Below are 14275 nucleotides of genomic sequence, written 5' to 3'. Positions count from 1 at the left end.
TTCAAATAACTGACCACTTAAACCTGACTACTGACCACTAATTTTTTAATTACATTTTGCCAATAATTCTTTTACTTCGGTTTTGCAACTTCCGCAGCCTAATCCTGCACCAGTAGTTTTACATAATTCAGTAAAGTTGGTACAACCGCCTTTGATGACTTCTTCGATATTTCCGCTTCCTACTTGGCTACAAGAACAAACGAGTTTTCCTATTACTGGTTTGGCATTCGAAGCGCTTCCCCGAAGGAGCATGTTTCGTTTGTCAGACAATTCAATTTTGCTTTCAATCATGGTTTTGAATTCGGCAAATTCGTTTTTGTCTCCCATCAAAATGGCGCCCACTAGCAAGTCATTTTTAACGATACATTTTTTATAGTATCTTTTTTTCATGTCTGAGAAAATAATTTCTTCGTACGAATCATCATTTTCAGGGAAATCAATTTGACCAATACTACACAGGTTGATGTCTTCTAGTTTTAAGATGTTCATCAAGACCGAACCTTTGTAATAACTGCTGATGTCACCAGCTATAAAGTTAGCCAAAATATCCGCTTGTTCTTCAGCTGCTGAGGTGATTCCGAATAACTGATTGTTGAATTCGGCGATTTCCCCAATGGCATAAATGTTAGGTTGAGAGGATTGTAAGTATTGGTTAACTTTGACTCCACGACCACAAATAAGTCCTGTTTCTTTAGCGATTTCAATATTTGGGATGGTTCCAATGGTATATACAATGGCATTGGCAGTGAGGATTCGACCACTCTTAAGGCCAATTTCCAGTTCGTTTGCATTGTCAGTTTCGAATACTGTACTGACTTCGTTGTCAAAATAAATTTGAATGTCTCGCAATTGCACTTCTTCGGCCAATAATTTGCAGGAAATACGGTCTAATTGGCGTTCCATCAATCGAGAAGCTCGTTGGATGATGGTAATTTTTACTTTTTTATGTTTTAAAGCTGCGGCTAATTCTAGTCCTAACAAACCGCCACCTACAATCACTACGTGTTGTTCTTCTGGAGCGAGTTTGGTTCCGTCTAAGTAATTTTTAAGACGGTCCGCATCTTCTTTTCTACGCATGGTAAAACGGCCTGGTAAATGCAATTGTGCATTTTCAGGTACAAATGGTCGGCTTCCCGTGGCTAAAATCAAAGCATCATAACTATGCGTGATTCCGTTGCTATCGGTAATTAAGTTTTCAGATTTGTTGATGTTGTTGATGGCAACACCGGATTTCATAGTAATGTTGAGTTTGCTTAATGAGTCTTCTTTGATTTTTTGCAAACTTTCCCAAGACAGTTCATCGGTTACATATTCTGGCAACAATACGCGGTTGTAAAACGGATTTTCTTCGTTAGAGAAAACGATGATTTCATCCGTAGTGTTGATTTCGCGGTAGTTTTGGATGAATCTAAAAGCAGCCGCTCCAGCACCTACTACGGCTATTTTTTGAAAAGGTTTTTCGTATTTCGAAACGGATACGGTTGTAAATTTAAAGTCGGGTTCTTTGGAAATAGGGTCCACAACCGTTTTGGTCAAGTTGTTGGTTCGGTTCAAATCGTTTTCCAATTGTTTTCCCCAGTGCATTGGTAAGAAAACCACTCCTTCTTTGATAGAATCAGTCACTTTGGCTTTGACACGCACCTCGCCGTTTTTACTTTGAACGATGGTAATGTCGCCATCTTCAATTCCTGTTTTGAAAGCATCAATGGGGTTGATTTCGAGTGTGGGACTCGGAATGTGAGAAAGCAATCGGGCTACTTTTCCGGTTTTAGTCATTGTATGCCATTGGTCTCTGATGCGGCCTGTGGTCAAGATAAAAGGATATTTGTCCGTAGGTTGTTCAGAGGTATTGTCAATGGAAGTAGGTAAATTGAAAATCGCTTTTTGCGAAGGCGTATAAAACTTTTTGTCCGTAAACAAACGAGGAGTTCCTGGGTGTCCATAATCAGGAACAGGCCATTGAAAAGTACCTTCGTTTTTCAAACGGGTATAATTAAGAAACGAAATATCGATATTGGTATTTTTGGTCAAAGCACAATATTCCTTGTAGATTTCTTCGGTTGAATTGAAATTGAATCCGTTGAAATTCATTTTTTTAGCAAAACGAGTCAGGATTTCTACATCCGAAAGTGCTTCGCCAGGAGGATTTATCCCTTTTGGTAAATACGAAATACGTCTTTCAGAATTGGTCATGGTTCCTTCTTTCTCTAACCATCCGGCAGCAGGAAGCAACAAATCAGCGTATTTTGAAGTGTCTGATTTATGTGAAATATCTTGAACGACAACAAATTTGGCGTTTTCTAATGCTTTTTCAACTCTACGGACATCGGGTAAACTCACCAATGGATTGGTACAAATAATCCAAACGGCTTTCATTTTTCCAGATTCTAAAGCGTCAAACATTTCTGTGGCGGTCAAACCTGGTTTTTCTGAAATGGCGTCCACACCCCAAAAATCGGCTACTTCCTGACGGTGTTCAGGGTTGGCTAGTTCTTTATGTACAGCAAGTAAATTGGCCATTCCGCCCACTTCGCGACCGCCCATAGCATTGGGTTGTCCTGTTAGAGAAAAGGGGCCTGAACCTGGTTTTCCTACATGTCCTGTCAACAAGGACAAGTTCAATAAAGCAGTGTTTTTATCGACCCCTATGGCACTTTGGTTCAATCCCATTGCCCATAGCGATAAAAATCCTTTGGCTTTGGCAATCATTTCAGCGGCTTGTTTGATGTCACTAATCGAGATACCACACAATTGAGATGCTTTTTCCAAAGAAGTATTCACGACTAATTCTTTGTAAGCCTTAAAATTTTCAGTGTGGTTTTTTATAAAATCATTATCAATATACCCTTTGTCAATCAAACATTTGGCGATGGCGTGGTACAAGTAAATATCTGAACCAGGAAGGATTTGCAAATGTAAATCAGCATTGAGTGCTGAGTCCGTTTTGCGTGGGTCCACCACAATAATTTTCGTTTTTGGGTTTTTCTCTTTGTGTTGTTCGATTCTTCTAAAAAGAATTGGGTGACACCAAGCAGGATTTGCCCCGGTTATCAAGAACGTATCGGCAAGCTCAATATCTTCGTAGGCAATGGGCACCGAATCTTCACCAAAGGTTTTTTTGTATCCCACCACAGCTGAACTCATACAAAGTCGGGAGTTGGTGTCGATGTTATTGGTTTTTAAAAATCCTTTAACGAGTTTGTTAACAAGGTAATATTCTTCGGTTAAGCATTGTCCAGAAATGTAAAACCCTACGCTATCAGGGCCGTGTTTTTTGATAATTGATGAAAAAACGGCAGCAGCACGCTCCAAGGCATCGTCCCAACTTACACGTTCTTTAGGATGGGATTTGCTCCATCGCATTTCAGGATAAAGAATTCGATCCGAAGTGTCATTAACAACATAATGCAAGTTCATTCCTTTTGAACAAAGCATACCTCTGTTTACGGGGTGGTCTTTATCTCCTTTTACGCTTACTCCATTTTTAGAATCATTGGTGACAATTATTCCACATCCTACACCACAATAGGAACAGGTCGTTTTTATTTCTGAATTTTGCATCGTTGAACTACTTTGTTGTTACTAAAACTTGGTCTTGTTTTTTGAAGTTGTAAAAATAAGTATTTTTACGTATAAATACGTAATAAAGGTCTTTTTTTTTATATTTTTGGAGAATCTTAATATTTAGTACCCATTTATATTGTTATCGGTTAAAATTTCTACTCATGAAAGAAGATTTAGCAATTTGTAGTACTTGTATAAATGAAAATTGTTTCATCAAAAAACACATTCATTTAGTACAAATAAAAGAATATATTGACATAAAACACCTTTTTTTGTGTAAAAAAGGCCAACAATTTATCATTGAAGGTGCGCCCATGCAGGGATTGTTTTTTGTGTACAAAGGCAAGGTGAAGACGGTAAAAACGGGTATTAATGGAAGGGAACAAATTGTTCGGTTTGCCAAAGAGGGTGATACCGTAGGTTTTAGAGGCTTTGGAACTTGTAAGCGCTATTTGATTGGGGCCTTTGCCTTGGGGGATACCGTACTCTGTAACTTTGGTAACGATGACATGCTCGAAATGCTTCGAAAAATCCCTGAACTCACCTTTGATTTGATGTTGTTTTATGCTGAAGAACTTAATAAAAGCGAGAACAATATTCGAAAAATTGCCCAAATGAACGTTCGAGAGCGTGTTGTTGATACGCTTTTGTATATCCATCGAAAATTTGGACAAGCTACAGGTGTTATGGGTATCGACCTGTCCCGAAAGGAAATTGCTGATTTTGCTGGAACTACTGAAGAGCAAGTGATTAGGGTGGTGTCAAGTTTGAAAAAAGAACAATTGATTAGCACTGTAGGCAAACGCATTAGCCTCAAAGATATAAACGCCTTAAAATTGGAAATTCAAGAGCATTATAATTTGTAAAAAGAGCCCGTAAGAACAATTTTTAGTGTCTCATAACCCCACCCTTAGGCTCTTTCACGTATTGTAAACTACGTATCGTATTTTGTATAAGCCCAGTATTTACTGGGCTTTTTTGTTGAAGTATGTTTTTTAGCACCTTTTAAACTTATTTTTCGACTAGATTTTTGGTTAAAAAAAGCTGTTAAAGGATGTTTTTTAGGTAGTTTTTAAGTATAAATACTTATATAGATTTGCTCCATACTAAAATTAAATATAAGTAACTATGGAATGGACAAAAGCAAAATCACTTTTTTATCAGGGGATACAAAAAGGGAATTTTTCCAAAACAATCTTATTTGGAATTGCATTTACAGTATTTGGTTATCAAAAGTCTCAAGCGCAACTTACCGCTACGGGACAAATTAGAGAAAGAGCCGAAGTGCGTGATGGTCAAGGAACCTTATCCAAAGACGGTCAAAAAGCGGGATTGTTTAATAGTCAAAGAACCCGATTAAATGTTGGATACACTGCTTATCGATTCAAATTTTTTACCTCTATTCAAGACGTGAGAGTCTTTGGTCAAGATGCTTCTTCAATCAATAAAATCACCACAGATGCTAATGATGGCATCATGCTAAACGAAGCTTGGGTAGATGTTTCACTCAAAGATACGCTTAACAAAAGTTATACAATGTCTTTAAAAATAGGTCGTCAAGACATTTCCTATGATGATCAAAAAGTTATTGGAGGTTTGGATTGGTTGCAACAAGGAAGAAGACACGATGCAATTATTTTTAAATATGCCAATAAAGGTTGGTTGTTTGATGCAGGTTTGGCTTTTAATCAAAATAAAGAACAAAATGTGGGAACCGTTTACAATGGTGTGCCTACGGGTTACGGAGCAGGAACCAATGGTATTGGAACAATGTATAAGTCTTTTCAATATACCTATTTAGCTAAAAAATTCTTCTTTGGAGATATTTCTTTCTTGTTTTTCAAAGACGATTTCAACAGATACACCAATGTGGCTTCGGGAACGCCACCGGTAACTTCCAAAGTATATGGAGAAGGAGTTTGGAGTCGTAACACTACAGGGCTTTACTTTAATGTGATGCCTACTAGAAAACTGAACTTAACCGGAAGTGCTTACTATCAAGGCGGACATGATAAGGACGGTAATTCTATCAGTGCCAAAATGGGGTCGATAACGGCTACTTATCAAGTCAGTCGTAAACTATTTGTAGGTCCAGGAATTGACTTTTTATCAGGTAATGACGGAACAAAAACAGCGACTCAAAACAATCGATTTGATCCATTATACGGAACACCACACAAGTTTTGGGGATATATGGATTACTTCTATGCAGCTAATGGATTTGGTAATCAAGGATTGTTGAACTACTTCTTCAAGGTAAAATACAATGCCAAAGACAAGCTGAGTTTCCTTGTAGATGTACACGGATTTGAAGCTGGAAATAAATTATCTAATGGTTCAGGGGGTACATTAAACAGTTACTTAGGGACTGAGGTCGATCTTACCATGCGTTATAATGTGACAAAAATCATCAACCTTGAGGTAGGGTATGCTGTAATGAAAGCAACCAATTCAATGGCCTCTGCCGCGGTGAAGAATGTGACTAATGCTAATTTGACACCTCAATTTGCTTATGTGATGCTCAATATCAAACCGGATTTCTTAGCTAAAAAATAAAACAAACAATAACAATTAATACAATGTTTACCATGATTAAATCAATTCAAAAAACAACAATGCGTTTTTCAAAAGTGCTGTTGGCAGCTGTAGTTACTGTGTTTTCATTATCTGTAATGAAAGTGAATGCTCAGGGAGATCCAATCAAACTAGGCTTTATTCCCTTAACCGATTGTTCTCCAATTGTAATGGCCAAAGAACTTGGCTTGTTCAAAAAATACGGAGTAGAGGTAATTGTTACCAAAGAATCTTCATGGGCCAATGTTCGTGATAAAATTTTGACAGGAGAGTTGGACGGAGCCCACTGCTTGTTTTCTATGCCCTTTTCAGTTTATACGGGAGTAGGTGGAAAAGCAGGTTCAGAAATGAAAATCGCCATGATGCTGAATGTTAACGGACAAGCAATTTCCTTATCCAATGACTTTTGTGGAAAAGTAGGATTCAAACAAATGAATAAAGTTGCGCCTGTGGTAGCAGCCAAATTAAAAGCAGAGAAAGAAGTAACCTTTGCGATGACTTTCCCTGGAGGAACTCACGATTTGTGGTTGCGTAACTGGTTAGCTATCGCTGGGGTGAACCAAAAAACATCTAAAATCATTACTATCCCACCACCACAAATGGTAGCAAATATGAAAGTAGGAAACATGGACGGATTTTGTGTTGGTGAACCTTGGGGGGGTGTAGCTGTAAAGCAAGGAATCGGATTTACTCAAATCGCAACACAAGACATTTGGAAAGACCATCCTGAAAAAGCATTGGTAGTCAACAAAGATTTTCCTGTAAAACGTAAAGAAGAGCTAAAAAAAGTAATGAAAGCGGTAATCGAAGTGTGTAAATGGCTTGATGTACCAGCTAACCGTAAAAAAGCAGCGTCGATTATCGGGAAAGCGCCTTATGTAAATGCACCAGCTGAGGTAATTGAAAACCGTTTGATGGGGAACTATGATTTAGGGTGTAATCTTGGAACTGAAATTTACGACAATGACTATATGTTGTTCCACAAAGGTGGAATGGTAAATTTTCCTAAAAAATCTCACGCTATTTGGGCAATGGCACAGTTTGTACGTTTTGGTTACTTAAAAGATGACCCTAATTATAAAGCAATTGCGGATAAATTAATCCTTCAAGATTTGTATAAAGAAGTAGCCGCAAGCATGAAAATCAAAATGCCTACTGATGATATGAAACCTTTTTCATTGACAATGGATAAAACAGTTTTTGATCCTGCCAATCCAGAGGCTTATTTAAAAGTAGTAAAAAAATAATTTACACCCACTTGAAAAGGCGTTTCAAGTAATTCAAAAAATACCATTGAAACGCCTTTTTGCATTCAAAGATCAAACTTCTAGTGTTTGATGATATAAAATAATAAGAAAGATTGCCCCAATTCAAATACAACAAAACAATATTAAACTAAAACAGCTTGCATTATGTCAGAAAGAGAATTAACATTAGGAACACTTGAAGAGGTAAAAAATACCTCGGTAGCACCTAGCAGAGAAGGAGCCAAAAAATTAAAAGTAATTGGTGAAAAGATAGTAGAAAAGTCTAAATCGGCAGTGTTTGCGGCCTTGGGATTAATTATTTTTGGAGGGCTTTGGGAATTGCTTAGCGCGGTAACTAAAGATGCTTTACCAGGCCCATTAGCAACACTCACGGTATTGTACGAAATGATTAGCGATCCATTTTATGATTATGGTCCTAATGATAAAGGAATAGGATTGCAGTTGATCAATTCGATTAAAACGGTAGTGACCGGTTTCTTCTTAGGTTCTTTAGTTGCGATACCTATTGGGATATTGATGGGAGCAAGTACGGTGTGTAAACAAATTTTTTACCCCATCGTACAATTGTTAAAACCCGTTTCACCACTGGCTTGGTTTCCAATTGGATTAGTGGTTTTCAAAGACACAGGTTTGGCTACGGTTTTTATCGTTTTCATCACTTCATTGTGGTCCACTTTGATTAATACAGCATTTGGTATTGCCTCTTTGGCACAAGACCATAAAAATGTAGCCAAAGCATTTGGGTTTTCTAAAATGCGTTACCTCACTAAAATTTTGATTCCTTTTAGTTTGCCTCACATTATTACAGGATTGCGATTGAGTATCAGCGTTGCTTGGTTGGTTATTGTAGCGGGCGAAATGTTGTCAGGAGGTGCTGGAATTGGATTCTTTGTATGGGACAGTTGGAACGCATTGAGCCTTGAAAAAGTAATTTCGGCCATCATCATCATTGGGGTCGTGGGATTGCTTTTTGATAAATTGTTTACCTATATCGAAAACAAAGTGGCTTATAAAGCTTAAAAAGATTCTGAGAATCTGAGATGTTAAGGCACTAAGATTCTAAGTTTTTTTTACCACAGATTACACAGATTAAAAACACAATTGATTTATTCGAAAAAAAATCCTTTTAATCCGTGGTTTTAAAAAAAAACGTGAATTAGTGGCTTATTCCAAACCAAGTATTTTTACAATAAACAAACTAAAATTAAACATCATGAGTTACTTAGAAATAAAAAATTTGGAAATTTCGTTTCCAACACCAAAAGGGAAATATACAGCCGTAAGAGATATTAATTTATCGATTCAAAAAGGCGAAATCATATCCATCATCGGACATTCAGGATGTGGAAAATCAACTATTTTAAATGCTATTGCAGGGATGTTAACTCCTTCTGAAGGTTCAGTCGTATTGGACAGTAAGAGCATCAAAGGACCAGGACCTGATCGAGGAATCGTTTTTCAAAATTATTCTCTTTTGCCTTGGTTGACCGTATATCAAAATATCTTTCAGGTAGTGGATTCTGTAATGCAAGCAACTACTGCCGAAAAACATGCTATTGTGGAGAAAAACCTCAAAATGGTAAACCTTTTTGAACACAAAGACAAATTGCCAGGGCAGCTTTCTGGAGGGATGAAACAAAGGGTAGCTATTGCTCGTGCTTTTGCCATCAATCCCGGGGTATTGCTAATGGACGAGCCTTTTGGAGCCTTGGATGCTTTAACCAAAGGCTCGATGCAGTTGGAGGTACTGAAATTATGGAACTTAGATAATCGCGAGAAAACCATTATCATGATTACACACGATATTGAAGAAGCTTTGTTTTTATCTGACCGAATCGTCGTGTTGAATAATGGGCCCGCATCTACCATCAGAGAGATTGTTGAGGTGCATTTGCCAAGACCCCGTAACAAAATCGAAATCGTAAAAATGCCCGAATATATCGAGTTAAGAGATAGATTGTTGCATTTATTGACCGATAAATTCTCAATCGAAGATATGGGAATGAAGTATAAAAATTAGTTTAATTTGTTTTGTTTGTTTCTAAAATCCCTATTGCACTAGAACAATAGGGATTTTTATTTTTTGTGTTTTCGCCTATTTTAATAAGTTGAATAACAAATTAATGCCTGTTTTAGGGTGGTAAATAAATAGAATGACATCGTTATATTTAGGTAATAGAAAAAATAATAGGAACCCAAAAAATTTGGTACTGACTAAAATGAGGTTCCCAAACACCAAAAAATGTTGATGACTAACACTATTTTTGATTTTATAGGAGGAACTACCGGTGAGTGGAAAGTGCTCCAAATGACAACATTAAAAGGAGATTCGTTGCCCAAAGTAACACATGTGGATAAGATTTCTAGCTCGTTACTCAATCGTTTTGAAGGGATTTGGTCGCTAAAGGGAATTGTGAGCAATTTGCGTTATACTGAAAAAGCTGATAAAGATCAGTTAGTAGCTGTGCAAGAAGATTTAGGTCGCTCTCAAGCCACTTGTGCGGCTTTGATTCCCATTCGTAAAAACGACGCTTGGTGGAATCTCGCTCAAGACGAACGCCGAAAAATAATGGAAAATCAATCCCGACATACTCATATCGGAATGCAGTATTTGCCCGCAATAGCTCGTAAATTATTTCATTCCAGAGATATAGGAGAGCCTTTTGATTTTTTAACTTGGTTCGAATTTGCCCCCGAGGACGAACCCGCTTTTAATGAACTTCTTAAAAAATTACGACAATCCGAAGAATGGCAATACATTGACCGAGAAATCGATATTCGGTTAAGGAAAGTAGAGTAAAGAGGAGGCACTTTTTAGAACAAGTACTGATTTTTTTTTTAAGGGTTGCGCAAGAGTTAATGGTTTTTTTACAAAGGCTCACTAAGAAAAAAACACAGATTCCCTAAGTTTTAAGTCTAGTAACCCAATCTTGTCTTACCGATGATAGGAGGTTACTCCTTAAGAAACTCGACAAAGGGTTTTATCGCTTGTTAATTGTTGTACGCTTTGAAACGTTCTTAACAAAAGTTGAAGATATTTGCAGCAGTGATAGTAAAGTTTAACATTCTTCGGGAAGTGGAATAGACTTCATTTTATGTTGGACAACACCTCAATCGTTTCAGATAAGGGGTAATTATTGTCTTAATTTATTATGTAATCATGTAGGATGTACTCCATCTAGTTTTTTTGTGGAAAGAAATAGAACAAAAAAGGATTTAGTTATTTTTTTTCGGATATTGGTACAAATTTTCTAAAAAATTTATTGAAGCAGCCAAAAGCATCATCAAAAACAAGTTACGCCCAACGGGTTATAAAAAATTTCAAGCTATGTTGTTTTCTCCTAAAACAAAAGACCTCATTCTACTATTTCTTTTACTATTCTTAAGCAGGGAAATGCTCGGTCAAAAAAGTAGTATTACTGCAGCCACTTTTTATAAGCACAATGCCTATCTTTCTTCAGATAAGATGGAAGGTCGTTTTCCAGGGACTAGACAAAATAATAAAGCTGCCAGTTATATCAAAAGTCATTTCAAAAAATATGGTTTAAAGGCTTTCGGAAAAAACTATTTTCAGCCTTTTAAATTATTTGTCAAAAAAGATATTAATAAAATGAAATCAGATACCGTAACCACTCAAAATGTGGTGGGCTATATTGTTGGTTCTGATGAAAAATTAAAAAACGAATTCATCGTAATAGGAGCACACTATGATCATTGGGGTTGGGGCGGAAAAGGTTCTGGAAGTAAAAAAAAGGACACCTTAGCCATTCATAATGGTGCAGATGATAATGCTTCGGGGGTTGCCGCCTTGTTGTCTATTTTAGAGGAACTTTCCACTTCTAAAATCAAACCTAAAAGGAGTATTATTTTTGTTGCCTTTAGTGGGGAGGAACAAGGATTGTTGGGCTCGAACTTCTTTATTAATCATTCACCCATTGCCAAGGAAAACATAAAAGTGATGTTGAATATGGATATGGTAGGGAGATTAAATGCCAAAAAGCATCTTTATATGGGAGGCGCAGGAACATTTCCCAATGGTGTGGAATTAATGAAAAAAATAGGAGAAAATAGTGCATTAAACCTTATCATACATGCTGGGGGAGTTTCAGGTTCAGATCATGTTTCTTTTTACAAAAACAAAATTTCTAGTGTTGGTTTTCACACGGGTGGACACCCACAGTACCATACTCCAGAGGACGATATCGATTTGATAAATCCTGAAGGGGGTGTACTAGTAAGTAGCTTTATCTATCAAGTGTTGCTAGCCATAGCCAATTACAATCAGTCTTTGTATTTTATCAGTCAAGATTAAATTCCCTTTTCTTAGGGTGTTTTAATACTTTGTTGCCCTATTGCTGCAATCAAAAAGACATTCAATTTCTAGGACTTTTTTAAGAATATTTCTACTGGTAAGCCTCTAAAACTACCTAATAAATCATGATTTATAGTTAATGCATGATGATTTATACCTTCTTTAAGGAATTATAAATAATATTGAAGTTGATTAGAAGGATGCTTATTGGCATTCTTATAAAAACACTCAAATACTATTATTTATAACCTATGAAAAAAGGAATATTTCTTATTATTTTTTTTATATCTGTAATCACGATGTACGCTCAAAAAAGAAATTATTTGATGTACACAGATAGCAATATTTCTAATTTAAAAAACCACATTAAGACAGATGAAGCGACCAAAAAGAATTGGGAGGAGCTTTATAAAACGGCTAAGGATTTAACAAAAAAAAATAAGTTAGGAGGCAAAGATTGTCATGTTTTAGGTTTGGCCTACCGCATGACAGGTGAAGAGGCGTTTGCTGCTGTTATAAAAAAAATCCTTTTGGATTATACTTCAAAAAAAACATGGGAAGGAGCTACGCTCTTAAAAAGAGAACCGGCATGGCAGGGTGGTTTAGGCACTTCGCATACCAGCTATGATATCGCCATGGGTTTTGATTGTATTTACAATTATTTAAACGCTTCTGAAAAAAAACAAATTGCTAAAGAAATCGTGCGTTTGGGAATCATTCCAGCAAGAACAGACTGGTTAGACCCGCAAAAAAACATGCATACCTATGACACCATGGGACACAACTGGTGGAGTGCCTGCGTGTATATGTCGGGTTTTGCTTCACTTGCGGTAAGAAATGAAATTCCTGAAGCCTTGCAATGGGCCAAGGACATCGAAGAATCTGCTGTGGAATGGATGAACTTCACAGGGAGTGTGTTACAAAATAAACCAGTGAATTTCGATAAAGACGGAGGTTTTTATGAAAGCATCGGTTATGCCACTTATGCTACTTCTCAATATTTATTATTTGTGAATGCGTTCAGCAATGCGTTGCCTACAGCACCTCGTTTTAAATCGCCTTTGTTAGAAAAAATTGGAGATTTCTTTATTAATACCACCTATTTCGTTAAAGGGGGTAAAGATTTCGCTGTCAATTTTGGAGATAGTGGTATCGAAGCTGGTGGCAATAGAATCGTGAGGTTGTTGTGGAATTTAGGGTTCCAAAGCAAAGATTTCGCTTGGTATCTTAATCACAATTCGAACGAAGAAACCAAAGATTCCAATGCAGCTGAAGCATTAATTTTAGGTTCGAATGTCACTACTCCCGAAGCGGCTTATATACCTAAAAGACCCAAATCACAACTTTATAAAGACATGGGCTGGGCTACGATGCGTAATTCTTGGGGAGACAATGCGACTATGCTAGCCGTAAAGTCAGGCTTTACTTGGAACCACGCACATGCTGATGCAGGTTCGTATATTTTATTCCATAATGGCAAAAATTTAATTATTGATTCGGGAGCAGCCAGTTATTTGAGCCCGTTGTACACTGAATACTATTGTCAAAGTGAGGCACACAACGTAGTGCTGTTTAACGGAAAAGGACAAAACCGAAACGATCCTTATTTTGGAGTGGTGAATTCGGGTTCCTTGCATAATTTAATTGAAGGGAAAGATTTTAAATATTTATTGGCCAATGCTACCGGACCTTATTCACAAATTTTAGCGCGCAATTATCGCAATTTTATTTGGGTTGGCGATGTTATTTTGGTGATTGATGATTTGTTGGCACACGAACCAGGGCAGTTTGAGTGGTTGTTGCATTATAATGGAGAATCTACACTCAAAGGCGGTATTGATTTGACGGTTAAAGAGGGTGATGCCCAGATTTTGGTGCGACCTTTATTTCCAGAAACCTTCCCTCCGGGAGGCGAGCGTCCTCATGATTTTCCAGAACATATGCGACTTACAGAAAAAATAGGATATGAAGACCATCATCCTGAAAAAACAAAACCGTATTGGTCGATTAGCCATTTTGAGAAAACAGCTAGAACCAAATTTGTTTCGGCTATTATTCTGAAAACTAAAGAAAACGAAAACAATCTTCCTGTGATAGAACGTTTTGAAGGCAAAAATTATATGGGGGTTTCCATCACCCAAAATGGAAAAACTACTGAAGTCTATCTGAACTTATTGGCTGACGGAAGAATAAAACACCGCAATAGTTTGATAAGCATGAACGGTTGGGAAACCGATGCCTACCTTACCGCCTTACAATTTGATAAAGGAGCAGATAAAACCAAGACCGCTAATGTGAAAGAAGTATTTGTAGGTCATGGTAGTTATATCCGTCGTGAGGGTCAGGTTTTGGTACATTCCTTATCCAAATTCACGGGATTGGTAGAGGATTTTGGCAATACTCCAAGCCTGCTTTTTGAAGGACAACCCAATGCAACCCTCAACCTTTATTCACCTAAAAAAATCAGTAGTTTGAAACTGAATAACACGATTAAAAAAGGAGAATATGACGGCACCAAAAATACAATTGAAATAAAAATAAGAGACCATAAATAATA

General features: G+C 37.1%; 9 protein-coding genes. 8 read left to right on the top strand and 1 reads right to left on the bottom strand.

What is annotated here, in order from left to right; translation table 11 throughout:
• Positions 1–45 precede the first annotated feature (45 nt).
• Positions 46–3561, bottom strand: coding sequence for a nitrate reductase (locus tag K5R64_RS12910; protein ID WP_220763977.1), 3516 nt, complete (start codon positions 3559–3561; stop codon positions 46–48).
• Positions 3562–3725: 164 nt separating this feature from the next.
• Between K5R64_RS12910 and K5R64_RS12905 the strand changes: the two genes are divergently transcribed.
• The 8 genes from K5R64_RS12905 (at position 3726) to K5R64_RS12870 (ending at position 14273) form a co-directional block, all read left to right on the top strand.
• On the top strand, positions 3726–4430 hold the full coding sequence (locus tag K5R64_RS12905) for a Crp/Fnr family transcriptional regulator (RefSeq protein ID WP_220763976.1): 705 nt from the start codon (positions 3726–3728) through the stop codon (positions 4428–4430).
• A 262-nt stretch (positions 4431–4692) separates the two neighbouring features.
• Positions 4693–6120 (top strand): alginate export family protein, encoded by a 1428-nt coding sequence (locus tag K5R64_RS12900; protein WP_220763974.1) that lies wholly within the window; start codon positions 4693–4695, stop codon positions 6118–6120.
• Positions 6121–6152: 32 nt separating this feature from the next.
• On the top strand, positions 6153–7385 hold the full coding sequence (locus tag K5R64_RS12895; protein ID WP_220763973.1) for a CmpA/NrtA family ABC transporter substrate-binding protein: 1233 nt from the start codon (positions 6153–6155) through the stop codon (positions 7383–7385).
• Between the two features lie 165 nt (positions 7386–7550).
• Positions 7551–8426: a nitrate ABC transporter permease gene (gene ntrB, locus K5R64_RS12890; protein WP_220763972.1), complete on the top strand. Its 876-nt coding sequence runs from the start codon at positions 7551–7553 to the stop codon at positions 8424–8426.
• 193 nt (positions 8427–8619) lie between these two features.
• Positions 8620–9426: an ABC transporter ATP-binding protein gene (locus tag K5R64_RS12885; protein ID WP_220763971.1), complete on the top strand. Its 807-nt coding sequence runs from the start codon at positions 8620–8622 to the stop codon at positions 9424–9426.
• Positions 9427–9654: 228 nt separating this feature from the next.
• The gene (locus K5R64_RS12880) at positions 9655–10206 is read left to right on the top strand and encodes a chlorite dismutase family protein (protein ID WP_220763970.1); all 552 of its coding nucleotides are present in this window, start codon (positions 9655–9657) and stop codon (positions 10204–10206) included.
• A 528-nt stretch (positions 10207–10734) separates the two neighbouring features.
• Positions 10735–11718 (top strand): M20/M25/M40 family metallo-hydrolase, encoded by a 984-nt coding sequence (locus tag K5R64_RS12875; RefSeq protein WP_255580376.1) that lies wholly within the window; start codon positions 10735–10737, stop codon positions 11716–11718.
• A 251-nt stretch (positions 11719–11969) separates the two neighbouring features.
• The gene (locus tag K5R64_RS12870) at positions 11970–14273 is read left to right on the top strand and encodes a heparinase II/III-family protein (protein WP_220763969.1); all 2304 of its coding nucleotides are present in this window, start codon (positions 11970–11972) and stop codon (positions 14271–14273) included.
• Positions 14274–14275 lie beyond the last annotated feature (2 nt).

Source organism: Flavobacterium sp. UMI-01, from assembly GCF_019656315.1.
Lineage (GTDB): Bacteria > Bacteroidota > Bacteroidia > Flavobacteriales > Flavobacteriaceae > Flavobacterium.
Note: the sequence above shows the minus strand (reverse complement) of the source record. Positions and strands in the feature narration are given on the sequence as shown.